The organism is Salinibacterium sp. AL4.1 (assembly GCF_059767305.1).
In genome coordinates this window covers 154920-180727 of the sequence record NZ_JBSOQK010000001.1, presented here as the reverse complement: position 1 = coordinate 180727, position 25808 = coordinate 154920, and the positions used below count along the sequence as shown (strand labels likewise).

27 protein-coding genes are annotated in these 25808 nt (G+C 59.8%); 15 read left to right on the top strand and 12 right to left on the bottom strand.

What is annotated here, in order from left to right; genetic code table 11:
* Positions 1-94: 94 nt before the first annotated feature.
* Complete coding sequence (locus tag ACWTV3_RS00930) at positions 95-592, top strand: hypothetical protein (RefSeq protein ID WP_498476437.1); 498 nt, start codon at positions 95-97, stop codon at positions 590-592.
* A 124-nt stretch (positions 593-716) separates the two neighbouring features.
* Positions 717-854, top strand: coding sequence for a hypothetical protein (locus tag ACWTV3_RS00925; protein WP_498476436.1), 138 nt, complete (start codon positions 717-719; stop codon positions 852-854).
* Positions 855-941: 87 nt separating this feature from the next.
* Here ACWTV3_RS00925 and ACWTV3_RS00920 read toward each other — a convergent pair whose 3' ends face one another.
* Positions 942-1724: an SDR family oxidoreductase gene (locus tag ACWTV3_RS00920; RefSeq protein ID WP_498476435.1), complete on the bottom strand. Its 783-nt coding sequence runs from the start codon at positions 1722-1724 to the stop codon at positions 942-944.
* 160 nt (positions 1725-1884) lie between these two features.
* Between ACWTV3_RS00920 and ACWTV3_RS00915 the strand changes: the two genes are divergently transcribed.
* Entirely contained in the window at positions 1885-2100 is a 216-nt protein-coding gene (locus ACWTV3_RS00915) for a hypothetical protein (protein WP_498476434.1), read from the top strand.
* On the opposite strand, the gene ACWTV3_RS00910 is transcribed toward ACWTV3_RS00915, so the two are convergent.
* Positions 2069-2395, bottom strand: a complete 327-nt coding sequence (locus tag ACWTV3_RS00910; RefSeq protein WP_498476433.1) for a GntR family transcriptional regulator — start codon at positions 2393-2395, stop codon at positions 2069-2071. The genes ACWTV3_RS00915 and ACWTV3_RS00910 overlap by 32 nt on opposite strands.
* Entirely contained in the window at positions 2392-3378 is a 987-nt protein-coding gene (locus ACWTV3_RS00905; RefSeq protein WP_498476432.1) for a hypothetical protein, read from the bottom strand. Before ACWTV3_RS00905 ends, ACWTV3_RS00910 begins: the two co-directional genes overlap by 4 nt.
* Positions 3379-3499: 121 nt before the next feature.
* Here ACWTV3_RS00905 and ACWTV3_RS00900 point away from each other — a divergent pair, with 121 nt between their 5' ends.
* From ACWTV3_RS00900 to ACWTV3_RS00885, 4 genes are all read left to right on the top strand, one after another.
* Positions 3500-4399, top strand: coding sequence for a hypothetical protein (locus tag ACWTV3_RS00900; protein ID WP_498476431.1), 900 nt, complete (start codon positions 3500-3502; stop codon positions 4397-4399).
* Positions 4396-4695 (top strand): transcriptional regulator, encoded by a 300-nt coding sequence (locus tag ACWTV3_RS00895; protein ID WP_498476430.1) that lies wholly within the window; start codon positions 4396-4398, stop codon positions 4693-4695. Before ACWTV3_RS00900 ends, ACWTV3_RS00895 begins: the two co-directional genes overlap by 4 nt.
* A gap of 272 nt (positions 4696-4967) precedes the next feature.
* Positions 4968-5555 (top strand): thioredoxin-like domain-containing protein, encoded by a 588-nt coding sequence (locus ACWTV3_RS00890; protein ID WP_498476429.1) that lies wholly within the window; start codon positions 4968-4970, stop codon positions 5553-5555.
* Positions 5552-6211: a DUF305 domain-containing protein gene (locus ACWTV3_RS00885; protein ID WP_498476428.1), complete on the top strand. Its 660-nt coding sequence runs from the start codon at positions 5552-5554 to the stop codon at positions 6209-6211. The genes ACWTV3_RS00890 and ACWTV3_RS00885 overlap by 4 nt, the downstream gene beginning before the upstream one ends.
* Positions 6212-6214: 3 nt before the next feature.
* Here ACWTV3_RS00885 and ACWTV3_RS00880 read toward each other — a convergent pair whose 3' ends face one another.
* Together ACWTV3_RS00880 and ACWTV3_RS00875 are read right to left on the bottom strand one after the other, a co-directional pair.
* On the bottom strand, positions 6215-7966 hold the full coding sequence (locus tag ACWTV3_RS00880; protein WP_498476427.1) for a hypothetical protein: 1752 nt from the start codon (positions 7964-7966) through the stop codon (positions 6215-6217).
* The gene (locus tag ACWTV3_RS00875; RefSeq protein ID WP_498476426.1) at positions 7963-8871 is read right to left on the bottom strand and encodes an ATP-binding cassette domain-containing protein; all 909 of its coding nucleotides are present in this window, start codon (positions 8869-8871) and stop codon (positions 7963-7965) included. The genes ACWTV3_RS00880 and ACWTV3_RS00875 overlap by 4 nt, the downstream gene beginning before the upstream one ends.
* A 159-nt stretch (positions 8872-9030) precedes the next feature.
* On the opposite strand from ACWTV3_RS00875, the gene ACWTV3_RS00870 reads away from it, so the two are divergent.
* From ACWTV3_RS00870 to glpK, 4 genes are all read left to right on the top strand, one after another.
* The gene (locus ACWTV3_RS00870) at positions 9031-11421 is read left to right on the top strand and encodes an ATP-binding cassette domain-containing protein (RefSeq protein WP_498476425.1); all 2391 of its coding nucleotides are present in this window, start codon (positions 9031-9033) and stop codon (positions 11419-11421) included.
* Positions 11422-11498: 77 nt separating this feature from the next.
* A complete protein-coding gene (locus ACWTV3_RS00865) occupies positions 11499-11891 on the top strand; it encodes a DUF805 domain-containing protein (protein ID WP_498476424.1) in 393 nt (130 codons plus the stop codon).
* Between the two features lie 236 nt (positions 11892-12127).
* On the top strand, positions 12128-12499 hold the full coding sequence (locus ACWTV3_RS00860) for a YchJ family protein (protein WP_498476423.1): 372 nt from the start codon (positions 12128-12130) through the stop codon (positions 12497-12499).
* A gap of 23 nt (positions 12500-12522) precedes the next feature.
* Positions 12523-14031 carry a glycerol kinase GlpK gene (gene glpK, locus ACWTV3_RS00855; protein ID WP_498476422.1) on the top strand — a complete coding sequence of 503 codons (1509 nt, stop codon included), beginning with the start codon at positions 12523-12525 and terminating at the stop codon, positions 14029-14031.
* A 77-nt stretch (positions 14032-14108) separates the two neighbouring features.
* On the opposite strand, the gene trpD is transcribed toward glpK, so the two are convergent.
* Positions 14109-15164 carry an anthranilate phosphoribosyltransferase gene (gene trpD / locus ACWTV3_RS00850; protein ID WP_498476421.1) on the bottom strand — a complete coding sequence of 352 codons (1056 nt, stop codon included), beginning with the start codon at positions 15162-15164 and terminating at the stop codon, positions 14109-14111.
* Positions 15165-15242: 78 nt separating this feature from the next.
* Here trpD and ctaE point away from each other — a divergent pair, with 78 nt between their 5' ends.
* Genes ctaE through qcrB form a run of 4 tightly spaced genes read left to right on the top strand, consistent with a single transcriptional unit; the run spans position 15243 to position 19434 of the window.
* Positions 15243-15878 carry an aa3-type cytochrome oxidase subunit III gene (ctaE, locus tag ACWTV3_RS00845; protein WP_100389062.1) on the top strand — a complete coding sequence of 212 codons (636 nt, stop codon included), beginning with the start codon at positions 15243-15245 and terminating at the stop codon, positions 15876-15878.
* A gap of 17 nt (positions 15879-15895) precedes the next feature.
* On the top strand, positions 15896-16705 hold the full coding sequence (gene qcrC, locus ACWTV3_RS00840) for a cytochrome bc1 complex diheme cytochrome c subunit (protein ID WP_498476420.1): 810 nt from the start codon (positions 15896-15898) through the stop codon (positions 16703-16705).
* A gap of 39 nt (positions 16706-16744) precedes the next feature.
* On the top strand, positions 16745-17821 hold the full coding sequence (qcrA, locus tag ACWTV3_RS00835) for a cytochrome bc1 complex Rieske iron-sulfur subunit (protein WP_498476419.1): 1077 nt from the start codon (positions 16745-16747) through the stop codon (positions 17819-17821).
* Positions 17818-19434: a cytochrome bc1 complex cytochrome b subunit gene (gene qcrB / locus ACWTV3_RS00830; RefSeq protein ID WP_498476418.1), complete on the top strand. Its 1617-nt coding sequence runs from the start codon at positions 17818-17820 to the stop codon at positions 19432-19434. The genes qcrA and qcrB overlap by 4 nt, the downstream gene beginning before the upstream one ends.
* Positions 19435-20478: 1044 nt before the next feature.
* On the opposite strand, the gene ACWTV3_RS00825 is transcribed toward qcrB, so the two are convergent.
* From ACWTV3_RS00825 to ACWTV3_RS00800, 6 genes are all read right to left on the bottom strand, one after another.
* Entirely contained in the window at positions 20479-20940 is a 462-nt protein-coding gene (locus ACWTV3_RS00825) for a GNAT family N-acetyltransferase (protein WP_498476417.1), read from the bottom strand.
* Positions 20909-21331 carry a cytochrome c oxidase subunit 4 gene (locus ACWTV3_RS00820; RefSeq protein ID WP_498476416.1) on the bottom strand — a complete coding sequence of 141 codons (423 nt, stop codon included), beginning with the start codon at positions 21329-21331 and terminating at the stop codon, positions 20909-20911. The genes ACWTV3_RS00825 and ACWTV3_RS00820 overlap by 32 nt, the downstream gene beginning before the upstream one ends.
* Positions 21332-21334: 3 nt before the next feature.
* Complete coding sequence (gene ctaD, locus ACWTV3_RS00815) at positions 21335-23014, bottom strand: aa3-type cytochrome oxidase subunit I (protein ID WP_498476415.1); 1680 nt, start codon at positions 23012-23014, stop codon at positions 21335-21337.
* Between the two features lie 5 nt (positions 23015-23019).
* A complete protein-coding gene (ctaC, locus tag ACWTV3_RS00810; RefSeq protein WP_498476414.1) occupies positions 23020-23877 on the bottom strand; it encodes an aa3-type cytochrome oxidase subunit II in 858 nt (285 codons plus the stop codon).
* 137 nt (positions 23878-24014) lie between these two features.
* Positions 24015-24371, bottom strand: coding sequence for a HesB/IscA family protein (locus ACWTV3_RS00805; protein WP_100389070.1), 357 nt, complete (start codon positions 24369-24371; stop codon positions 24015-24017).
* 9 nt (positions 24372-24380) lie between these two features.
* A complete protein-coding gene (locus ACWTV3_RS00800) occupies positions 24381-25799 on the bottom strand; it encodes a dipeptidase (protein ID WP_498476413.1) in 1419 nt (472 codons plus the stop codon).
* Between the last annotated feature and the right edge of the window lie 9 nt (positions 25800-25808).

Genomic DNA, 25808 nt, shown 5'->3' with positions numbered 1-25808 from the left:
TCCTCTAGTCGTGGGTGTATTCTCGCGATAGCAGCAAGTGCGCAGGGCTTCACCGCCAACGTGGGCGAGCACTACACCGAGACAGGGGAGTGGCGTGAGTTCACCGCTGATTCGCCTTGTCATCGCCGCGGCCACGATCAGCCTCGTCGCTCTTGCTGGGTGCACTTCGGCGAACGTCAACATCGCCGAAAGTGGCTCGAGAGGGTTGGATGTCGAGGTCGGCACCGGTGGCAGCGACGGCGACACCTACGTTATGTCAGAAAGCCAGGCTGTGGTCGAGTTCGACGTTCAGGATGAGAAAGTGCTGGTTCAGAACTCACACCTGAGCGAATCACTCGACACGTCCCCGTTCACGTCGAAAACCGGCCGAGTGGCATTTTATTCAGACTGCATAGGACCGGGGCGACTCACAATTTCACTCGGCGCCGGCACTGAAACGTCGCGTGAGTGCCGCACGAGCACGAAGGATGCCGTTCACAGAGACGACCTGGTGATCGATGCGTCGGGGCGCTATTCAGTTTCCATTTCAATGACGAACGAGCAGCCGTGGGCTGTGACGGTCACGGAGTTGCCGCCTGAGGTGTCCGAGTAACCAGACAATTCCAGCCCCTCTCGGCGCAGTGGTTGGTATCCGATAATGCACATTATGTCAGCTTATAAATGAAATGGCCCCTCACCACAGATCATCCCGCAGTAAGCACTGGAGGCTACAAACTATGGACTTCGTTATCGCCGTCGTTCTTGTCGGCATCTTTCTCCACGTACTCCACGGCGTCATCCGCAATGCCGTTCGTGATGGCATCCTGATGGCTGACGAGGAACTCGAGTCCACCAAGACGCCCCACTCTGAATAATTCTCAGAGCTGTTACACAAAAGGAGCAGGCGGTCGATTCGACCGCCCACTCCCCTGCATCGTTATTAGAGCTTGAGGCTCAACGACTTAGTACTTGTACGACTGACCGCCGTCGATGGGCAGGACGGTTGCGTTGACATAGCTCGCGTCATCGCTCAGCAGGAAGGCCACAACGGCAGCAATCTCGGGCGCCTCGCCGAAACGCTTCGTGGGGTTGCCCTGGATGAATTGATCAGCGGCGCCACGCGGGTTCTCAGCATCCAACTGCTTCATGGAGTTTTCAACCATGGGCGTCCAAATGGCACCAGGTGCGATGGCGTTGATGCGGATGCCGTGCTCCGCGTATTCAATACCAGAGTTGCGAGTGAGGCCCACCACGCCGTGCTTGGCCGCTGCGTAGCCGGACTGATTTCCGATTCCACGGATTCCGCCAACACTGGCGGTGTTCACGACCATGCCAGCCCCCTGCTCGCGCATGATTTTGAGGACCTTCTCCAGCCCGAGGAACACACCGCGCAGGTTGATGGCGACGACTTTGTCGAATTCATCTGCGGAGAAGTTCTCGGTGAGGTTCTGCTTGCCTTCGATGCCGGCGTTATTGAAGAAGCCATCGATGCGCTCAAAGCGAGCAATTGTCTCCGCTACGTAACGGTCGACATCCTCTTCCTTGGAAACGTCAGCGACGACAGTCAATACCTCGGCGCCGGGTGCAGCCTCAGCGACTGCCTTCGCTGAGTCAGCCAAGCCAGCCTCGGAGACGTCGACAAGCGACAGTTTCGCGCCCTCCGAAGCGAGACGAACGGCAGCGGCACGGCCGAGGCCGGATCCCCCACCAGTGATGAGAACTACGCGGTCTGAGAAGCGATTCATGAGTAACCTTTCGAGTGGTTGCGTCGCTCGCGGTTGAATTGAGCGACGATGGTTCATCGAACTTCTTGCCCGACTTGCCGATAGGCCTCGAAGACCCAGTCGTGGTAAATCGAGCTTTATACAAGTTTGACTATACATTTCGAGTCTGGATGACACCTCAGTGTTCACTGGCCAATTGGATGCCGCCCTTGAGACCGGATCACCCCTCTTCGGCTACGCCCTGAACAGCTTCGGCATCTCCATCGAACGCGACTCAAACGGCAACCTCCCCACCAACCCTGACCTCGACGAATGCCACGGCCGCACCAGCACTGAGCATCGTCCGCGCACGCTGCCGAAGCTTGTCAGGAATTCCAGGCTCTACGGATCGCCGTAACGACATCCTCCTCTCGAACTTCGAGTCCTTTGGCGTCGAAGACAAGCTCGCGGATCCGCGTCACAATCGCACCAGGTAGCACGGAGGCGCCTTCCGCGACTCGGGTGCCCGCGCCCGTGCGCGAGTAGACGAGCCCGTCAGCTTCAAGCATCTTGTACGCCTTGGCAGCAGTACCGTTCGCGACCCCAAGATCGCTCGCGACCTGTCGCACCGTGGGGAGCCGCTCGCCGCTACCGACCTGCCCCGACACGATCATCCCGCGGAATTGCTCGTAGATCTCGTTGGCGTCAGTCACGAGCGCACCAACTCCGGGGAGGACACGCGCGATCGCTTGCCACGCATAACCGCCACGAGAATCAGCAGCGCGAGCGCCTGCAGCACCGCGCCGGTCACGGCGATCGCCGGAGCAAAGGATGCGTAGCCCCAAGGCACGAAGTAGTCAACGGAATCTAGAGTGGTAATCACGCTGGAGAACATCGCCGTTTGACCGATAAGGAGAAGAGCGCCGCCGAGCGGAAGCAACACTGCGGCGATGAAAAGTCGAAGAAGTACAGAAGACGTGAGCGTGCGCTCGCGAGTTTCCGCATCGACGGATGCCGGGCTCGCGAACGGGCGAACCGAGATGGTGCGCAACACCCACCACAGCTGCGCCGAAAGTACTACAGCGAGCATGACGACCGGCACTGAATAAGCCCACCCGTAGAAAGTGCTGGCTCCGTACTCATCCCAGGCAGCATCGGTGACGCCGACGGGTCGCGGCCCGCTGACCAGCGTGTGCAGCCCAAATCTGTCGGTGATCGAGTGCACTCCCGCAAATAGCGAGACGCTCACGAGTGCACCGAGAACGCTGGCTGCGGTTGCGAGCTCTTTACGATTGGCGAAACTAACCCACCCACGCGGCTTCAATGACAACACCGGCACCTCGATCGCGCCAGACTCTCGCGCAACCCGCACCATCACTATGGTCAGCACCATGACCGCGACAACCAACGGCAGCGGATAGCGCCACCACGCATACGCCCACGGATCGGGACTGAAATCGACATCCAAACTGGGCAACAGGTAACGCTGCGCCAAGTCGAGCACCGGAAAGAACTGCACCGCGAGATGGACGATCACTACCGCCACTGACCCTGTGAATGCGACTGAACGCATGAACGCACTGCGTCCCGGCAGGACAGTTTCGGCGGTTCGCCTTCGCGTCACGAAAAGGAAGATGACGATTGCGATTGTCGCCAGAACGAGTGGAGACTGCAGGACAAGCACGTGGTATGACATTGACGACTCCTTCAACTTGTGTCACTAGTATGATACAAGCCTGAAGTGATTGATTGTCAAGACTTTGCCGAAAGATCCCCCTGAATACTTGCGAAAAACTCAAGTACGCTACACTTTCCAGATGGAAAGTGATTCCGTGGACTCCCCCACCGGCCCAGATCCCGCCCCACAAACCACGCGGGCTGAAGCCTCTCGCCAGCTCCAGCAGCATCAGGAAGTGCGCGATTCGGTGAAGCAGCGGGGGCCGTCCCACGGCTTTGCGTGGTTCAGCCTCTGGAGCGCTCTCCTGGGAGCCAGCTATGTTGGCGTGTTTCTTCTCGCATTTTCCGGGAGCATTGGCACAGCCGGCGACAGCAACCCCGACAAGTTCTCGCAAACATCGCTACTCATCGTGCCGATATTGGCCTTTACCACGCTGACCACGGGCACTCGTGAACGGTTCGGCATCCGAAGAGCGCTGCCTCGAGCAGTGTGGATCCCTTTGGTCCTCGCGTTTATCGCAATGACCGTTCTGTCAGCGCTGTCCGTGTTTGACGTACCCTACTCGCGTTCGCTCATCCCGCTGGTCGCTCTCGCCGTTTTCATTCCTCTAGCTGTACCCGCCATAGCTCAACTGATCCGAGTGCCACGCTCCCCCATTCCGGCTGACCGCGGCTACGCACCGCTCAGTAAACCCGTGCGGTGGAACACGGCGATCATGGGTGCAGTAGCTGGCTTGCTCATCTCATTCGGCACTGTTCCGATCGTCTCAGCACTGGTGATGGTCGCCGCGCTCGCGGGCATCATGCTCGCCTACGTGCTGGAGGAATCCTCGTGGACTCTGCCCCGGGTTGGTTTCGAGTGGGGCTGGATGCAGTGGACTGCGTTCGGCATCACCACAAGCACGCTCTTCGCTTTCGCCGTACTGGCTCCGCTGGCAAAGTCGCCATCATTCGCGGCATCGGTAGCCGCCGGCATCGCTGTATTCCTCATCATGCTACTGGCTTCGGCGCTGCCAGCGCCCAGAGACACCCGTTCATGAAACAGCATCCGCGCCACCAGCTCGATGATGCGTTTCTCACGCCAATACGGCTGTCGTTAATGGCTGCTCTCGGACCCAGAAATGAGATCGATTTTGCGACGCTCAAACAACTCCTCGAGGTCGAGGACTCTGCTCTCAGCAAGGCGATCAGCTACTTTGCGGATGCCGGCTACGCGAAAGTGATTAAAGGGACGGTCGGCAATCGTCCGCGCACCTGGGTGACTTCGACGGTATCCGGATATCGCGCGTACCATCGGCACCTGCTGGCGCTTCGGACAATCACAGAGCAGGGCTAGCTGCGGCGCTAACCCGAAGCCAGGAGCGCGCTTGGCGTCATCGCGAACAGTGAGTTCGGTCTACGGAGCTCGACGCATGCACTCCTTGCAGGAGTTTCAGATGATCGTGCAAATAGTCTGGGGTTGCACATCTGTTCCCGCCACGCGCATCCGACGACAGGACCACCTGCATGCCACCTCGCAACTCACCCGCGCCACATTCCGAACCTGAGGGGCAGAACCTCTCAGTAAAACAGCAGCGCACTGCGCGCCGGGCGGAAAAAGTAGCCGCAATGAAGAAGAAGCAGGCTGCGGAGAAGCGCCATCGTGTGATTGGTATCGTCATTAGCAGCGTCGCGGCAGTCGGCGTATTGGCATTAGTGATCGTCATGGTAGTCACCAACGGAACTCCTCGAACGAATCCTGAGGCTATCGAAATCGACGGGGTTCAGAACTACCCGAACCTGGTCGCCGGTCATGTCACCGGCACGGTCGCTTACGAACAGAGCCCTCCAGTCGGTGGAGAGCATGCATCCGTGTGGCTGAACTGCGGTGTCTACACCGAGCCGGTGCCCAACGAGAACGCTGTGCACGCTCTAGAGCACGGGGCAGTGTGGGTGACCTACGACCCCGCGCAAGTCGCCGGAGAAGATCTTGAGTCTTTGCAAGACGCTGTTCCGTCGACTTACTCGGTACTGTCACCCTTTGACGACCTAGAGGCACCCGTCGTCATCTCTGCCTGGGGAAACCAAGTTGAGCTCGACGGGGTGGATGATCCGCGGATGCAGGATTTCATTGACAAGTTCTGGCAAGGCGGCGAAGCACCAGAGATCGGCGCGTCGTGCGCCGGAGGAATCGATGGCAGCGGACGCATCGCGTGACCGACGCAGCTGACGCCTCGCGACCGCGACCGTTGCTCCGCATCGGCGCCATGACCGTCGCAGCGCTGCTGCTCTTCGGCTTTGGCGTGCTCGCTGGGCAAAAACTCCTGCCCGGCGAATCCTCGGATCCGGTGACGACAAGCGCTGAAGCAGGGTTCGCACGCGATATGCAGACTCACCATTTGCAGGCGGTGGAGATGTCAATGATCATTCTGGAGAAGAGTGATGATGAGGCCATACGAACCTTGGCCTACGACATCGCGACGGCGCAGGGCCAACAAGCGGGACAAATGTTCGCGTGGCTCATCATGTGGAACTTGCCGCAAGCTTCTAGCGAGCCCGCGATGACGTGGATGATGGATGACGGAGAACACGAATCACACGGCACCTCGGATTCTGACCCCACAACTGCGATGACTATGCCCGGCTTGGCGACGTTCGACCAGATGGAGGCGCTTCGAGCGAGCACGACCGATGCTGACGCCATGTTCCTTGAGCTCATGATCGCCCACCACGCGGGAGGTGTCGACATGGCCGAAGGCGTTCTCGAGCGATCCACGAACGATGTCGTGACGTCCCTCGCCGATGGGATGGTTGCCGTGCAAATGAGCGAGATCAACTACATGAACGAGTTGCTCGCAGGTCTTGCCGCTTAGAGCTCAGACTCCACGACGACGAAATAGCACCCACGCGATGGCCAAGCTGCCTGCCGCCCACAGAAGCAGCACCGCCATCTGCGCGCCGGGTGGAGGCTGCAGAATGTTGCCAAACTGAAACCACGGGTGGAAGAAATTCGGGCCCAGCGTCTCCGCCGCTTCGCGCCCCGACGGGAATACTCGACCAACGTTAGTGAGCCAGACAAGCGGGGTGTCGACAGTTGCAGGCTCCATCTGGCTCGTCAGGGTCGGCACGACGACGAAGAGCGCCGCCAAGGCAAAAAGCGCGGCGGACGGTGAACGAACGATCACGCCCACACCGCATCCGAGTGCCGCGACTAGCCCGAACGCAAGCGTTCCTTTGGCGATCGAAATCCACACGGCGCTCGCGGTGAACATCGCGGAGAATCCTTGGTCCTGCTGAATGGGCGTTGCCACTAGTGCGGCCAGCAGTAATCCGATTGCCCCCGCAGCCATCGCCGAGGCAACAACAACCCCTGTTTTCGCCGCGAGCACCCATCCGCGCAACGGTACCGCCGTGAGCGCCGGACGGATGTTACCCGTAGCAAAATCTGAGGTAGCGATTGTGGCCCCTAGGGCTGCGATCAGGAACTGACTCAGCGATAGCCCACCCGTTATTGCGGTGACCTGCTCGCTAAAGGTTTGCGAAGCTAAATCCCACGCAGCAATTGGAGCCACCAGAATCTCGGCAGCATCTCTCGCGCCAGCCCAGCGCCACGCCACGAAAACCATAGAGCCCGCGCTCAATGCCAAAAGCCACCGCGACGACGGCAGGGTATGCGCCTTCAGGGCCTCGGACCGAACTACTCCCATGAAATGCAATCCGCGGCCAGAGCCCTCCACTTCTATCGCCGGCCGCGAGGCTCGCGACTGACGACCGTTGCGCGAGACCTCCAGATGTACTGACCGCCGCACGAAAATTGCAACCGCGGCTGCCAGGAAGAGCGCTGATCCCGCGGCGAGCACAGCGAATCCCACCGACGGCTCCAGCGCCGACGCGGGAGTCCCTTCCAATACGAATGGCTCTGCCGGCGCTCGCGTAGTGAGCGCTTGGAGCGCGCTGGCCGGGAGTAACTCGACGAACCGAGGCACCCATTTTCCCCCAAGATAGAAGAGCGTGCTCGGCATCAACAAGATAATCCCGACAAAGACGATTGAGGCAGAAACCGCTGATCGCGCGAGCGCGCCAAACGCAAGGCCCAGCACCGCGAAGCATGCAGCGCCCGCGACGACGCTGAGCAACAACTCAGCCGAACGGTCGAGGCTGGGCACGGTATAGCCGCGCGATGTCAGCGTGATGGATGCAATCCAGCCGGCGACAGCTATCCCCGCCGCTACGGAGAACACAGAGAGCCCCATAGCCGGAATGGTCTTCGCCAAGACGAGCGTTACGCGCGAGGGCACGGCAGCCAACGACGCCGCCAAAGAATCGTCGGTGTACTCCGACGTCATGGCGATGAGACCCAGTGTCGCGGACAACACCGCCAGTGGTAGCGCACTCACCGATATCGATTCGAAGAGCACTGAGGTGCCGTCGGTGTCCAGATCGGTGCCCATAACCAACGGCACGAAGAACACGCGAACTGTCGCAAGGGCCACCGGGAGAAGGAACATCAGCAGCAGGATGAGGCGCGGCGCGCGAAGAGACCACAACTTGAGTAGTTCTGAGCGGACCACGCCCCAAATGTGAGTGTGCTTCTTGGCCTCGTCGCGGCCTGCGACGGCGGGACTCACTTCTCCGATCCCTGCCGATATTCGACACTCGAATCGGTGAGCTGGCGATACGTTTCTTCGAGAGATTCCACCTGAGTGCGAAGCTCGGTAAGCGGGATGTTCAACCGAGCCGCCAGCAGCCCGACGTCTTCAGCAGTCGAGCCTTCGACTGTCAGCACGTCACGCTCTTCTGTTACCTTTGCGCCGAATGCGACGAGCGGCTCGATCAGGTCGCGCACGCGGGGGCTGCGCACCATCACGCGTTCAGTGCCCTGAAGGCGGGCGATATTTGATAGCGGAGAATCCGCGAGCACTTTCCCGCGCCCGACAATCACGACATGATCAGCAGTGAGCGCAACCTCGCCAATCAGATGGGATGACAGCAGCACTGTGCGCCCCTCCGCCGCGAAGTCCCGCACTAACTGCCGAAACCACATCACGCCGTCGGGGTCCAAGCCATTGATGGGCTCGTCAAACACAAAGACTTCGGGATCGCCCAGCATGGAGGCTGCGATGCCCAGCCGCTGGCGCATCCCCAACGAATAGCCTCCCACTCGACGAGAGGCCACGCCGCTGAGCCCCACCTCTTCGAGCACAAACTCAACACGATCGTTAGAGATTCCATGGGTGAGGGCTAGCGCCTTGAGGTGGTCGAATCCAGAACGTCCGGGATGCGCATTGCGAGCATCCAACAGAGCGCCAACACGAAATAGCGGGTTCTTTATTCGCCTGTAGGGCTCGCCTCCGACGAGGGCCTCCCCCGAATCCGCCGTCTCGAGGCCGAGCAAGATGCGCATGGTCGTGGTTTTGCCTGAACCGTTTGGCCCCAGGAAGCCAGTTACCCGTCCAGGCAGAGCCGTAAAGCTGAGGTCATCGAGCGCGAGGTTCGCTCCGAAACGCTTCGAAAGGCGATGCAACTCAATCAACCGCAGCCCCTATCGTGACGGATCATCATCTTAGATTCCCACAGCGAGAACCGGAACGCTAGAGTGTCCGCGCAATCCCACGAACTCTCGCAATAATGGTCACTAGCATCAGCGATTTCGCAGAGCGGCGACATCCACACCACCCGGGAGGCACCCACCATGGCCAGCACAAGCAACCCCGACTCCCCCAGCGCCCATCTGGCGGATAGCCACGACCTCATCCGGGTGCGGGGCGCTCGCGAGAACAATCTCACCGACGTGAGCATTGACATCCCGAAGCGTCGGCTCACGGTCTTCACTGGCGTCTCGGGCTCAGGCAAGAGCTCCTTAGTCTTTGGCACCATTGCGGCCGAGTCACAGCGGATGATCAACGAGACCTACAGCGCGTTCCTTCAGGGATTTATGCCTTCGCTCGCACGCCCCGACGTCGATGTACTTGAGGGCCTCACGACGGCGATCATCGTCGACCAAGAACGTATGGGTTCCAACGCCCGCTCCACTGTCGGCACCGCCACCGACGCCAATGCCATGCTGCGCATCGTATTTAGCCGGCTGGGCGATCCGCATGTGGGATCGCCGCAGGCGTTCTCATTCAACGTGGCGTCCATTTCGGGTGCCGGCGCAGTCACCTTCGAGAAGGGCGGCGTCACGACGAAAGAGCGTCGCGAGTTCAGTATTACCGGCGGCATGTGCCCCACGTGCGAAGGCCGCGGCACCGTCAACGACATCGATCTCACGCAGCTCTACGACGACAGCAAGTCACTCGCTGAGGGCGCCCTGACTATCCCCAACTACACCGCCGACGGCTGGATGGTGCGCATCTTCACCGAGTCAGGCTTCCTCGACCCCAATAAGCCCATCAAAAAGTACACCAAGACAGAGCTGCATGACTTTCTCTACAAAGAGCCGGTCAAGGTGAAAATGCAGTCGATCAACATGACTTACGAAGGGTTGATCCCCAAAATTCAGAAGTCGATGCTGTCGAAAGACCGCGAGGCGATGCAGCCCCACATCCGCGCCTTTGTCGATCGGGCCGTCACGTTCACTGCCTGCACCGATTGCGGCGGCACCCGGCTCAATGAGGGTGCCCGAGCATCCAAGATCGCGGGAATCAACATCGCGGATGCCTGCGCCATGCAGATCAGCGACCTCGCGGAGTGGGTGCGTGGGCTGAAAGAACCGTCGGTCGCCCCGCTGCTCGAAGCGCTGCAGCAGACGCTCGACTCGTTCGTGGAGATCGGCCTCGGTTACCTCTCGCTCGATCGCCCGGCCGGCACGCTCTCGGGTGGTGAAGCGCAGCGCACCAAAATGATCCGCCACCTCAGCTCGTCACTCACCGACATCACCTACGTCTTCGATGAGCCGACTATTGGCCTCCACCCGCACGATATTCAGCGGATGAACGAGCTCCTGTTCCGGCTGCGCGACAAGGGAAACACCGTTCTCGTGGTTGAGCACAAGCCCGAAACGATCTCGATTGCCGACCACATTGTCGATCTTGGCCCAGGGGCCGGCACCGAGGGCGGACAGATTTGCTTCGAGGGCAGTTTCGACGAGCTGCGCCAGAGCGACACCGTCACCGGCCACCACATTGACGACCGAGTCTCGGTCAAAGATGAGGTGCGCTCCCCCACTGGTGTCATGGAAATTCGCGGCGCCGATACCCACAACCTCAAGAACGTCGACGTTGACATCCCGCTGGGCACTCTCGTGGTGGTAACGGGGGTCGCTGGTTCCGGCAAGAGCTCCCTCATTCACGGCTCGGTCGTACCGCGTCAGGGCGTCGTGTCGGTAGATCAAGCCGCCATCAAGGGATCACGCCGCAGCAATCCCGCCACCTACACAGGATTGCTCGAGCCCATCCGTAAAGCATTTGCCAAGGCCAACGGCGTCAAGCCCGCCCTTTTTAGCGCGAACTCCGAAGGTGCCTGCCCGAACTGCAACGGTGCTGGGGTGATCTATACCGACCTTGGCGTCATGGCCACCGTCTCAACGCCCTGCGAGGTCTGCGAGGGCAAGCGCTTCATGGCCTCCGTGCTCGAGTACAAGCTCGGCGGGCACGACATCAGCGAGGTGCTCGGGATGTCCGTCGCCGAGGCCGAAGCGTTCTTCAGCGAAGGCGACGCACGCACTCCCGCCGCGCACGCCATCCTGACCCGGCTCGTCGATGTAGGGCTCGGCTACCTGCGGCTCGGCCAGCCGCTCCCCACTCTCTCGGGTGGAGAACGGCAACGCCTCAAGCTCGCCACCCAGATGGCCGACAAGGGCGATATTTACGTTCTGGATGAGCCAACCACGGGTCTGCACTTGGCCGATGTTGAGCGGCTCCTCGGCCTTCTCGACCGCCTCGTCGATTCGGGAAAGTCCGTGATTGTCGTCGAGCACCATCACGCAGTCATGGCCCATGCAGACTGGATCATCGATCTCGGCCCCGGTGCCGGAAACGACGGTGGTTCGATCGTCTTCGAGGGCACACCAGCCGATCTCGTCGCCGCGAAGTCAACGCTCACGGGCGAGCATCTTTCGCAGTACGTTGCGTCGGCGCGTTAGACCACCGCACCCCTGTTCGAGCGCCCCACACAACCACCCCGTAGGGTTGCACCAACCACTAGCGCGCTGGAGCACTCATGACTTTCTTCGAATCCATCACCTCCGTCTTTCGCAAGTACGCGGAGTTCAATGGTGTGGCGAGTCGCCCCGAATACTGGTGGTTCGCTCTGTTTTCGTTCATCACGACGGCAATAGCAGGATCGCTCGATCCTTTTGCCGGAACTGATATGGCCAATGTCGGGTTCTCGATGGGCCTGAGCAGCGCGTGGTCGATCGCACTGCTCGTGCCGCAGCTAGCTGTCACGGTGCGCCGCTTGCGCGATACCGGCCGCCACTGGGGCCATATCTTCTGGATCCTCGTGCCGGTTGCCGGTCTCGTCGTGCTCATCGTGTTGCTCACCCAGCCGAGCGTCGTGTGGCAGCAGCAAGCACAACCGAGTGTTCTCCCGCAGACCCCAGCCGCTCCATAAATTTTTCCCAGGAAACGCCGCCACCATAAGGCGATGATTTCCCACGCTGGCCGCGACGAGTGCGCTGCTCCTGTCTCTAGCCGGGTGCACGGCCGCCGAGACAGCAATCGTTGAAACGAGCACTCCCACGGTCGAGGCGATAGAGAGCGCCGCGATTTCGAGCGTAAGAACAACGGCGAAGCGCATGGCGGCCACCTATGCGTAGCGAAGCAGCCACGAGTAGCTAATCTGGGTAGATGAACGCGTGCCCGTGCCAATCGTCCGAGGCCTACGACGAGTGCTGTGGCCGCTTCCATCGCGGTGAGGCACTCGCTCCCACCGCTGAACGCCTCATGCGCTCGCGGTACAGCGCCTACTCTGTCGGCGACACCGCCTATCTGCTGAAGACCTGGCATCCGTCTACCCGTCCCGCAACGCTCAAACTTGATGCTGATGTGCGCTGGTTTCGACTCGACATCGTCTCACGCACCGCTGGCAGCATGTTCGATACCACCGGCACAGTCGAGTTTCGCGCGCACTATCGCCACGACGGCGGAGCCGACCAGCAGCACGAGAACAGCGACTTTGTGCGCGAAAATGGCGCCTGGCTTTACGTTGACGCTATCTAATGAGTGAGAACCAAGGAGAACCGGTGAACTACATACTCTCGATCGATCAGGGCACCACCAGCACGCGCGCGATCATTTTTGATCACGATGGCAAGCCGGTCACCTCGGGCCAGCTGGAGCACGATCAAATCTTCCCCAAGGCGGGTTGGGTCGAACACGACGCCACCCAGATCTGGAACAACACGCGGGAGGTCATCGGTCAAGCGCTCTCCAAGGCCAACATCACCCGCCACAGCATCGCCGCGGTCGGCATCACCAATCAGCGTGAGACTGCCATCATTTGGGATCGCGCCACCGGCAAGCCCGTCTACAACGCCATCGTCTGGCAAGACACCCGCACTCAGACCATCATCGATCGCATCGCCGATGGCGACACCGACAAGTTCAAGAAGATCACCGGACTTCCGCTCGCGACGTATTTCTCTGCATCCAAGATTGTGTGGATGCTCGAGAACGTCGACGGAGTGCGCGAGCGGGCCGAAGCGGGCGAGCTTGCCTTCGGAACCCCCGACACCTGGATTCTCTGGAATGTCACCGGCGGCCCTGACGGCGGAGTGCACGCCACCGACGTCACCAACGCGAGTCGCACGCTGCTGATGGATCTCGAGTCGCGCACGTGGAGCGAAGACATTCTCGCCGAACTGGGCATTCCGGCTTCACTCATGCCCGACATCCGCAGCTCTTCCGAGGTATACGGCACCGTTTCGACCTCGAGTCTGCTGCGCGAAGTTCCCGTCGCGGGCATCTTGGGCGACCAGCAGGCAGCAACTTTTGGGCAGGCTGCCTTCGAAGCCGGCGAATCGAAGAACACCTATGGCACCGGAAACTTTCTCATCACGAACACCGGCACCGACATCGTGCACTCCGACAACGGGCTCATCACGACGCTCGCCTACCAGCTCGGAGACGACGCGCCCCGCTACGCAATCGAAGGCTCGATTGCCGTAACGGGCTCGCTCATCCAGTGGCTGCGTGACAACCTCGGCATCATCTCTCGTTCCGAAGAGGTAGAGACTCTCGCCGCGTCAGTCGACGACAATGGTGGCGTTTACTTCGTGCCGGCGTTCTCTGGTCTCTTTGCGCCTCACTGGCGTCCGGATGCGCGAGGAGCCATTCTCGGCCTCACCCGTTTTGCCAACAAGGGTCACATTGCTCGCGCCGCACTCGAAGCCACCGCGTTCCAAACCAGCGACGTGATCGAAGCAGCAAATGCGGATGCCGACGTCGCGATGACGGAACTGCGAGTGGATGGCGGCATGGTCGCCAACTCCGCACTCATGCAATTTCAAGCGGACATCCTCGATATGCCGGTCGTTCGCCCCGAAGTCGCCGAGACCACGGCACTCGGTGCTGCGTACGCGGCCGGTCTCGCCGTCGACTACTGGAGCGGCCTCGACGAACTGCGCGATCGCTGGAACGAGGGCGAACGCTGGGAGCCTCAGATGGATGCTGCCGAGCGTGAGCGCCTTATCCGCAACTGGAAAAAGGCCATCAGCAAGACGCTCGATTGGGTCAACGAAGACACCGACTAGGCAGCTGTCGGGCGTCTCGTGGGTCTCGCAGGCCTCGCAGGTTTCGCGGGCGACGCGAGCCTACGATTCTCGCTCGCCTAGCGATTGGTCGCGGCGACCCATTCGTCGAGCTTGGCGCTTGCGCGGCCGGAGTCGACGATGTCTTCGGCGCGCTCAAGCTGTTCGCGCAGTCGCTGCACGAGAGGTCGCCGGCTTTCGTCGGCATCCTTCGCCAATTCGAATGAGGCCAGGCCAGCGGCTGCGTTGAGCAAAACAACGTCTCGCGCCGGAGACTTCTCCCCCGCCACAATCGAGCGAATCACCTGAGCGTTGTACTCCGGGTCCTTGCCCAAGAGCGCTTCGATCGGCGCGCGCGGGATTCCGAGCTCAAGCGGGTCGAGGTCGTGCTCGGTCACAGAACCGCGCGACACTTCCCACACATGGCTGTGGCCAGTCGTCGTCAGTTTGTCGATTCCATCGTCGCCGCGGTAAACGAGCGCAGTAGCGCCGCGCGTTTGGAACACCCCCACGAGCAGGCTCACTCGCTCGCGGCTACCGACGCCCACGGCCGAGGCCTGCGGGCGAGCGGGATTGCACAGCGGACCGAGGATATTGAAAAGAGTCGGAATGCCCAGCTCACGTCGGGTCGGTCCCGCGTGAGCAAAGCCGGGGTGGAAAAGCGCGGCGTAGACGAAAGTAATGCCCACCTCGTCCAACACTTCGGCGACGCGTTCCGGCGCGAGATCGAGCTTGAGGCCTAGAGCACTCAGAACATCGGATGCTCCGCTCTTGCTACTCGCGCCGCGATTGCCGTGCTTAATAACGGGCACGTCCCCCGCTGCAGCGATAACCGACGCGACAGAGGAGATGTTCAACACCGCGCCGTAGGGGTCTCCGCCGGTGCCTACTATGTCCAATGCCATCGGGTCTACTGGCAGAGGCAGCGCACTAGACAGCGCTGCATCGCGGAATCCGACGATCTCGTCGACCGTTTCGCCCTTGATGCGAAGCGCAATCAACATGGCGGCCAACTGAGCGGATGTCGCTTCACCCACCATTACAGAATTCATCGCCCAGGAGGCTTGGCTGATCGACAAATCCTTGCCGGACACAAGCGTTGAAAGGATTTCTGGCCAAGTTGGAGATGCAGACATGAATGAAATCCTACCGATCCTGAACCGACAGGCCGGGGATTGAAAAACTTACGCCGAGTTATCAGCCATAATAGATACGTGACCACAGCTGCCCTCAACCGCTCTCTTGGAGCCCAGTCTGTCCAGCGACCGAACACTGTTGCGGTCGGTACCATCGTTTGGCTTGGTAGCGAGGTGATGTTCTTCGCCGGCCTCTTCGCTATTTACTTCACGTTGAAGTCGACGTCCCCCGGATTGTGGGCGGAACAGACCGAAAAGCTCAATGTGCCATTCGCGACGACAATCACGATCATCCTCGTGCTCTCGTCCGTGACCTGCCAGTTTGGCGTCTTCGCCGCTGAGCGTATGCAAGTGAGCCGCACAGGTTCGCTGTTCGACATGCGCAAGTGGGGCATGACCGAGTGGTTCTTCATGACATATGCCATGGGAGCTGTCTTCGTCACCGGCCAGGTCTGGGAGTACGCAACGCTCGTTTCCGAGCACGTTAGCCTATCGAGCGATTCCTACGGCTCGGCCTTCTACATCACCACCGGGTTCCACGGACTCCACGTAGCTGGTGGCCTCATCGCCTTCCTGCTCGTGCTCGGTCGCGGCTTTGCCGTCAAGAAGTTCGGACACAAAGAGGCAACGACTGCAATCGTTGTTTCCTACTACTGGCACTTTGTCGACGTAGTGTGGATCGGCCTCTTCCTCATCATCTACGTGCTCAAATAAGAAACGGAATAGACGTAATGGCCTCACAGGCAGCTCGCGCGTCAGGCGGATCTCGATCCGCTGGGCGACGCCATCCCCTTGCGACTGTAGCCCTCCTGCTCGTCGGCCTCTTGGGAACGGGCGGTGCATATGCGCTGTTCACTTCCAGTGCAACGGCAGAGACCAGCGCATCCGCTGAAGCTCTCGTAGAAGAAGGCGGAAAGCTCTTCGCCGCAAACTGTGCGACGTGTCACGGTCTCGACCTTCAGGGAACGACTCAGGGCCCCACGCTTATCGGCGTCGGTGCGGCAGCAACCGACTTTCAGGTAGGAACCGGTCGTATGCCCATGGCAATTACCGGTCCGCAGGCTGAAGTTAAGCCGGTTCAGTTCACCGAAGAGCAGATCCAAGCTCTTTCTGTCTTCGTCGCAGCGCAGGGCCCCGGCCCCGCAATCCCCGCTGACATGTACCTCACCGGTGATGCAGACGTTTCTAATGGTGCTGAGCTCTTCCGCATCAACTGCGCAATGTGCCACAACGTTGCTGGTGCTGGTGGAGCACTGACCGAGGGCAAGTACGCCCCAGCGCTCTCCGGCGTAACCTCAAAGCACGTTTACGAGGCCATGCTTACTGGCCCGCAAAACATGCCTGTATTCAACGACGCCAACCTCACTCCGGAGGAAAAGGCAGACATCATCACGTACCTCAAGTACCTCGATGAGACGCCTTCCGTTGGTGGATTCACGCTTGGATCACTCGGCCCCGTTTCTGAGGGTCTGTTCATCTGGATCTTCGGCCTTGGCGCGATCGTGGCAATCACGGTCTGGCTCACGGCTAAGTCAAACTAGTTAGCGACCGCTTCACAGCGGACGGTTGAAGGGATAAGAATGGCAGACGACCACGGCGACACCGCCGGCAGCATGGCTGCGGGTAAGGACGTCGAGCAGCACGGCGCTCCTGCACACAGTGCAGGCACCGCCGTCGTCGCAAGTGACGAGGTGCCCAACCCCGGGTTCCTCCCGCATCGCCCTCGTGTAACGGACCTCGACCCCAAGGTCGACAAGCAGCAAGAGCGTCGAGTATCGATGCTGTTCGTGTTGTCGATCGTGGGCAGCGTGCTCGCAGTAGTCGCCTACTTCGCGTTCCCCATCGAGCCCGGCAACATGCAGTCGGTTCGCAACAACACTCTCTTCCTCGGCTTGGGAATCACCCTTGGCCTTCTGGGAATCGGTATTGGTGCCGTTCACTGGTCCAAGGCGCTCATGCAGGGTCACGACCTCGTCGAGCAGCGCCATGGAACACGAGGCAGCGAAGAAACTCGCGCCAAGGCTATTGAAGTGTTCACGCTGGGCAACAAGGACTCCGGCTTCGGCCGCCGTACGCTCCTGCGCAACACCCTCATCGGAGCCCTTGTTGTAACGCCCCTTCCCGCTATCGTTCTGTTCCGCGACTTGGCCCCCGCTGAGGACCCCGTAGGGCTGCTCAAGCACACCTATTGGGAGAAGGGCATGCGTTTGACGCGCGACCCCAGCGGAACCCCCATCAAGGCATCTGATCTCACGATCGGTTCTGCTTTCCAGGTCATTCCTGAAGGGCTCAACGACTCCGAGCACCGCATCGAAGAGAAAGCGAAAGCTGCTGTTCTGCTCGTTCGCTTGAAGCCAGAAGACCTGCAGGTTTCCGAGGGACGCGAAGATTGGAACTACGACGGAATCGTCGCTTACTCCAAGATTTGCACCCACGTCGGATGTCCCGTTGCACTGTACGAACAGCAGACGCACCACCTGCTCTGCCCGTGTCACCAGTCGCAGTTCGACATCAAGCGCGAAGCTGCCGTTATCTTCGGCCCAGCGAAGCGTCCACTTCCGCAATTGCCGATTACGGTCGATTCAGAGGGTTACCTCATCGCTAAGAGCGACTTTGAAGAGCCCGTCGGACCAAGCTTCTGGGAGCGCCAGCTATGACAACCACCCCCACCCAGGACGCACAGCCCAAGACACGCGGACAGCGTTTCACCGGAGCTGCAGCGAACTACATTGACGAGCGCACCAGCATCTCCGGGCTCGTCAAAGAGGTAGGTCGCAAGATCTTCCCCGACCACTGGTCCTTCATGCTCGGCGAGGTAGCTCTTTACAGCTTCGTCGTCATCCTGCTCTCGGGAACTTTCTTGACGTTCTTCTTCGAAGCTTCGATGGTCGAGGTCGAGTACGACGGTTCCTACGCACCGCTGAAGGGAATTCAGATGTCGACCGCTATGGCGTCGACGCTCGATATTTCCTTCGACATCCGTGGCGGACTCTTGATGCGCCAGATCCACCACTGGGCAGCCCTGCTGTTCGTGGCTGCGATTGGTCTGCACATGCTTCGCGTTTACTTCACGGGAGCATTCCGCAAGCCGCGCGAAATCAACTGGTTCATCGGTTTCGTTCTCTTCATTCTCGCGATGGCTGAAGGCTTCACCGGCTACTCGCTGCCCGATGACCTGCTCTCCGGTAACGGTCTGCGCATCATCGACGGAATGGTCAAGGGAATCCCGGTCATCGGAACGTGGATCTCGTATCTGCTCTTCGGCGGAGAGTTCCCCGGCATCGACATCGTCAGTCGTCTCTACATCCTGCACATCATGTTGCTGCCAGCGATCATCATCGCTGCCATCGGTATCCACATGCTGCTGCTTGTGATCAACAAGCACACGCAGTTTGCTGGCCCCGGTCGCACCAACGACAACGTCGTAGGCTCCCCCGTCATGCCTGGCTTCGCCGCCAAGGCCGGTGGATTCTTCTTCATCGTCTTCGGTGTCATCACACTGATTGCATCGACATTCTCGATCAACCCAGTCTGGGTCTACGGTCCGTACGACCCCTCCCCTGTTTCTGCAGGTACTCAGCCTGACTGGTACATCGGATTCGCCGACGGCGCCCTCCGACTCGTGCCACCAGGGTGGGAAACAGAGTGGTTCGGCTTTACGTGGTCGTTCAACATCATCGCTCCGTTGGTGATCTTGGGCCTCTTCATGGCGATCGTCGCTTTCTACCCGTTCATCGAAGCGTGGATCACTGGCGACAAGCGTGAGCACCACATCGCTGACCGCCCGCGTAACGCTCCAACCCGTACCGCTATCGGTGCAGCCGGAGTCACGTTCTACGCAGTCCTCTGGGCCGCAGCGAGCTCGGACCTGATAGCAACGCACTTCAAGCTATCTATCGAGGGAGTTATTCACTCCTGCCAGGCTCTGCTCATCGTCGGACCGATCATTGCGTACTTCATCACGAAGCGGGTATGTATCGGCCTGCAGAAGAAGGACCGCGAGATCGCCCTCCACGGTTACGAGTCAGGACGCATCGTTCGTTTGCCGCACGGTGAGTACATCGAAGTTCATGAGCAGCTCTCCGAGTACGAGCGCTGGAAGCTTGTGAGCTACACGGACTACAAGCCGCTGATGATCCGCCCGAATGATCAGGGTCGTATCTCAATCGCACAGCGTCTGCGTGCTTCGGCTTCACGGTGGTTCTTCGAGGACCGCATCGCTCCCGTTTCGCAGCAGGAGATCGAGCAGTCCAAGGACGAGCACCACTAAGGCTGCTCCCCCGCCCTAAACCCTGTGGGCCTCACCGAATTTGTTTCGGTGAGGCCCACAGGTCGTTAACGGGTGATCAACGACTGATCTAGCGGCCGCTACAGCGCGGCGCCTCTCTACAGGATCTGCCGGCGCAGACACTTCTGGAGGTCCTCGAGTTGGCTCTGCTGACTTCAACGAACCCCTCTCAAGGCAGCGCTAAAGCACACCACGCTCCGGACTCCACTGCGACCTTCTTCTGAGAAGTGCACACATTCGCCCGGGCACTCATTGCGTCTCGTGGGCGCAGCGCAGCGCAACGCACAATGTGCGCGGTGCGGCAGAGATCGGCCTCGGCCCACACTGCGAACAGCGACACCCCGAGACACCGAACCGCCGTTCCTGACCGTGCTGCAACCTCAGAGCGCCAACGAAACACCTGTGAAGCGCTCAAGGAGGAACGACCTCAGCGAATAGTCGAGACCTCCTGAGCGTCAGGGTTGGCAGCGCTGCCCACGACGCCAGGGATTTGCAGCGCTGCGGACGTTGCCGCGGTTAGCGGGGCTTCAAGCGCCGCCAGGTACGTCAGATGCGCGAGGTACGCCAAGTACGCCAAGTACGCGAGATACGCGAGATAGGACGAATTCGCCCAGGTCGCCCAGCCTGCGTCGCCGATTACCCACCTTCAGCCTCGGAGAACCCCACGAGGAGTGGACGCGAGCAACGGAAGCGAGGACGACGAGCGATGCAGACCTTGAGGCTACCCTCCGGGTCGTGCTGCGAAAGGGCAGGATCGAGTCGTCGCAACAGATCCATGGACGCTGCCATACATCGCGAAGATTCCCGCCGAGGCAAAGACGCTCGGTAGCCCGCTGCAGGCTCAAGACGACTCTTGGCATCGCTGCACAACGCCAGCACACAGACATCTGGGAAAGTCCGGCTAACGGACAAGCAGCAACTTGGGGCGTGCGGGACTCGCGTCGAAATCGCAGAGGCGCGCACTTTGTCTTTGGCTACCCCGGCGGACCTATTGCAGTCAATCGGGAGAGACGAAAACCAAAGTGATTAGTCGAAGACGCGCTTCAGGAAGTCGGCGGTCGACATATAGCCGATGCGCTCAAAGAAGTCCGCAGAACCACGGCTGGGTACAGTCAACTGACGCACACCGCGCTCGAGGCAGACGGCCTCTACCGCTTCAACGAGCCGAGTGCCGATACCGGTACTTTGCACGCTGCTATCCACCACCAGCTCTTGAAGCTGAGCTGAACTTCCGTTGGTGTGGAGCAAGTGTGCGATGGTCGCAAAAGCGTACCCGACAACCGCACCAGCGGGCTGCGCGGCCACGAGCATGAGCGTCGTAGCCCGATCGTCGACCGCATGGGCGAAGGCAGAATCGAACGCCGCGCGATCCGGAGCGTACTCGGTACCCAGCTGCTTGAGCAGCTCGAATACCGAGGACGCGTCCTGAACAGTGGCGGGGCGAATCTGCGCCGCGTTAGTGAGCGAAGTATCCGCGGTAGTACTCATACGTCCACCCTACGAGGCTAACGACGAGAATTCCTCCGCCGATGAATGCAATCCATGGTCCAATCGCTACGCCCAGGAAGACGAGCGAAGCAGCACCAGCGAGAACGATGGGCCACCAGCTCCAAGGGCTGAAGTGCCCCTGCTCGGCGTCGCCGTCTTCAATGTTGGCGTCCATCCGGTCTTCGGCAAGCTCTGCACCCTGTGCCTTGTGAACCTTGTCGAGGTAAAAGGCAATCAGAGCCCAGAGCATTCCACTCAGGAGAAGCGTTATGGTGCCTACCCACTCGACCTGCTGGTGAGCAGCATCGAGGAGCGACCATGCGGTGTACAGCCCGGCCAAGATGAAGAAGAAGACCGTGAGGATCCAGTAGAGCTTGACGTTTGCATTCATCGGTTACTTCACCTTCTCATCTGCGAGGTCGTAGACGGGAGCTTCAGGAGCGTCCTTGCCTGGACCAATTCCAACCGGGATTCCCGCTTCGGGGTGGTTCAAGTCAAATGCTGGGGACTCTGAACGGATCCGAGGGATAGACGTGAAGTTGTGGCGAGGCGGCGGGCAGCTCGTTGCCCACTCGAGTGAACGTCCGTAGCCCCACGGGTCATTAACCGTGACCTTGGGCGCCTTGCGGGCCGTCACGTAGACGTTGTAGAGGAACGGAATCATCGAGATCGCAAGCACGAATGCACCGATCGTCGAGACCTGGTTCATCCACGTCACACCATCTTCTTCAAGATAGGTGCGGTAACGACGCGGCAGCGCGACGACGCCGGCCCAGTGCTGGATGAGGAAGGTCGTGTGGAAGCCGATGAAAAGCAACCAGAAGTGGATCTTTCCCAAGCTTTCGTTGAGCATCTTGCCGGTCCACTTGGGCCACCAGAAGTAGAACCCGCTGAACATGGCGAATACCACGGTTCCGAAGACTACGTAGTGGAAGTGGGCTACGACGAAGTACGTGTCAGACACGTGGAAGTCGAGCGGCGGGCTTGCAAGGATGACACCCGTGAGCCCACCGAAGGTGAAGGTAACGAGGAATCCGATAGCCCACAACATGGGCGTTTCGAAAGTGATCGAACCGCGCCACATTGTGCCGATCCAGTTGAAGATCTTCACACCTGTCGGCACCGCGATGAGCATTGTCATGAGCGAGAAGAACGGGAGCAGTACCGAACCGGTGACGTACATGTGGTGAGCCCACACCGTGACCGACAGCGCTGCGATCGAGATCGTCGCATAGATGAGGGTGCTGTAACCAAAGATCGGCTTGCGGCTGAAGACCGGGAATACTTCAGAGACGATTCCGAAGAACGGAAGCGCAATGATGTACACCTCGGGGTGCCCGAAGAACCAGAAGAGATGCTGCCAAAGCAGAACCCCGCCATTTGCCGGGTCATAGATATGACCGTCGAATACACGATCCATGCCGAGGCCAAACATCGCTGCCGCCAGAACGGGGAACGCCATGAGGATCAGCAGCGAGGTCACGAGGGTGTTCCACGTGAAGATTGGCATGCGGAACATGGTCATACCCGGAGCACGCATCGTAATGATCGTCGTGATGAAGTTGACTCCACCAAGAATCGTTCCGAAACCACTCATAGCGAGACCGAAGACCCAGAGATTTCCACCGATGCCGGGCGAGAACGTGGTGCTCGACAGGGGTGCGTATGCGAACCAGCCGAAGGATGCCGCACCCTGAGGGGTAAGGAAGCCGGCGACCGCGATCAGCGAACCGAAGCTGTAGAGCCAGTAGGCGAAAGCGTTAAGACGCGGGAACGCAACGTCGGGAGCTCCGATCTGAAGCGGCATCAGCACGTTCGCGAAGCCAGCGAACAACGGCGTCGCGAACATCAGCAGCATGATCGTGCCGTGCATCGTAAACAACTGGTTGTACTGCTCACCAGTTGCAACGATCGAGAGACCCGGCTCAAAGAGCTGAGCACGGATGACCAGCGCCATTACACCGCCGAGCAGGAAGTAGAAGAATGACGTGATCAGGTACATGTACCCAATAGTTTTGTGGTCCGTCGAGGTGATCCAGTTCACCATGACGTTGCCCTTACGTTCGACGCTCATGAGCCCTATTCCTCGTCGCTGCTGCCGTTGCCGGGCAAGTTCTGGTTGACGTTGTATTCGAGTCCGATTTGGCCCTCGAAGCCGGCGTCGCGCTGGCTTTCGATGTACTCGTCGTACTCAGCCTGAGACACAACCTTGACGGTGAAGAGCATGAGCGAGTGATACTCGCCGCATAGCTCAGCGCACTTGCCCTGGTACGTGCCTTCCTTAGTGGGGATGAAGTACATGTAGTTGCTCTTGCCGGGGATCATGTCCTTCTTGTAAAGGAAGTCCACCACCCAGAAAGAGTGAATAACGTCGCGAGACTCAATCTTGATCTCGACCTTCTTGTCAACGGGAAGCACCAGCTGAGGAAGGTTGTCGACGTCAACAGTGCCGTCGGGGTTGAAGTCTGCCTGAACACCCGCGCTGTAGACGTTGTCGTCAACGTAGTTGAAGTCCCAAGCCCAACGCTTGCCGATGACCTCGATTGACACGTCGGGGTTGACCTCGACCTGCTCGATAGCAGCCTGGTCACGCGCAGTGAACGCGAAGAACCCGATGACAAGGATCAGAGGCACGATCGTGTAAAACACTTCGATCGGCATGTTGTAACGGAGCTGAACGGGTAGCCCGGTCTGTCCACGGCGACGGCGGTAAACAACCGCAGCCCAGATGATGAGGCCCCACGTGATGACACCCACCACGAGCAAGACAATCCACGATGTTACCCACAGCCCGATGATGCGGCTTGTGTGGTTAGTGGTTTCGGGATCTCCCGGGAGCCAGCCCTGCAACTGCTCTTGAGTACAGCCGGTCAGCACCAGCATCGTAACCAGAGCTAGTGGGATCGCTGCCCATCGAATTCGGCGGTTAGAGCGCACCTGTGACCTCTCGAAGAACACGGACTAATACCTTTCCAGTGTATATGCAGCGAGAGGGGGTATTGATTACCGCCTCGCCCCGCACAAGCGAAAAGGTGCACCAAATCGGCGCACCTTCTCGCAAAATTGCTATGAAATTAGTGAAAACTGTCGCCGCAGGCGCAGCTGCCTTCGGCATTGGGGTTGTCGATAGTGAAACCCTGCTTCTCAATCGTGTCTTCGAAATCGATGCTGGCACCGTCGAGGTACGGAACGCTCATTTTGTCAACGACAACCTCGACGCCGTCGCCGAAGTCTCGGCTGACGTCTCCGTCAAGGAAGCGCTCGTCGAAGTAGAGCTGATAGATGAGCCCTGAGCATCCGCCGGGCTGAACGGCCAAACGAAGACGCAAGTCATCGCGACCCTCTTGCGACATGAGGCTACGCACCTTGTTCGAGGCAGCCTCGGTGAGTGCAACACCGTGGGTGTCAGTTTCAACAGCGGAATCAGTCATGAGGTAATTCTACGCCCGCCGTTCCAACTTTGCGAGCAGCAACGCCTCCGTGAGGATGGCGCGCTTGAAGACTCCGAGGTGAAGCGACTCGTTGGGGCTGTGAGCGCGCGACTCGGGGTCTTCAACTCCGGTAACAAGAATCTGCGCCTCAGGGAATACCTCGACGAGGTCGGAAATGAACGGGATCGACCCACCGATCCCCGTCTCGAGAGGTTCGTTGCCCCAGGCCTCATGCATGGCCGACTTGACGATTTCAACGGCCCAACCACTCGTGTCAACTAAGAACGGGCTGCCCTTGTCGACATCGGATATCTCAAGGTGGGCACCAAAGGGTGCGTTCGCTTCGAGATGGTCGCGAAGCGCTACGAAGGCGTCTTCGGGATCTTGACCGGGTGCAATTCGGGCGCTCACCTTGACGGTGACGCTCGGCGTGAGCGTGTTGGATGCGTTCATCACGGTAGGCGCGTCGATGCCTGTCACCGTTACTGAGGGTTTGTCCCAGAGCCGACTCAAGACGCTTCCATCGCCAATCGACGAAACGCCATCGAGAAGTCCCGCTTCGTGGCGTAGCTTCTCTTCGCTGTACTCGGGGGTTTGCGATTCGCGACTAGTGAGTCCCTCCACCGCGACCGCGCCGTCTTCGCCATGAAGCGTCGCAAGAAGCTTGATCGCGGCGAGCATCGCATCCGGAACCGCTCCCCCGAACATGCCAGAGTGCGAGGCGTGCGCGAGAGTGGAGACCTTGAGCTTGAATGTCACGTTCCCGCGCAGTCCGACTGTCAGCGACGGGGTGTTGATGTCCCAGTTGTCCGAGTCGGCAACCACGATAACGTCAGCAGCGAGCTTCTCGCGATTTTCTGTGATGAAGTTTGCGAACGAGCGCGAACCAAATTCTTCCTCGCCCTCAAAGAACGCTACGAGCCCGAGATCGAAGTCGGTTCCGACTGTCTCTACAAAAGCGCGGATCGCTGCAACGTGTGCCATGATTCCGGCCTTATCGTCAGCCGCACCGCGGCCGTACAGGCGGTCGCCGCGCACGGTGGGCTCGAAGGGAGGCGAATCCCAGTCTTCATCGTGGCCAGGAGGCTGAACGTCGTGGTGGGCGTAGAGCAAGATCGTGGGCTTGCCGTTTCTCGCCTTGCGCGTCGCCAATACCGCCGGGTGACCCAGCGTGTCGCCCTCAATAGGCGCTCGAGCGAGCTCTACCGTCTCAAAAACGCCAATGTCCTCGATCAGGGCTTTAGCCGCTTCCGCGCTGCGCTTGACCTGGTCTGAATCGAAGCCATCCCACGATACTGAGGGGATGCGAACGAGTGCCCCGAGCTCGGCAACCGTGGCCGGCAAAGCCGCTTCCACGGCCTCGGTAAGGGGAACGAGCAGAGGATCGGGAGTCGTCGACGCTGACGTCGGCTGCGGCGTGTGAGTCATACGAGTAAT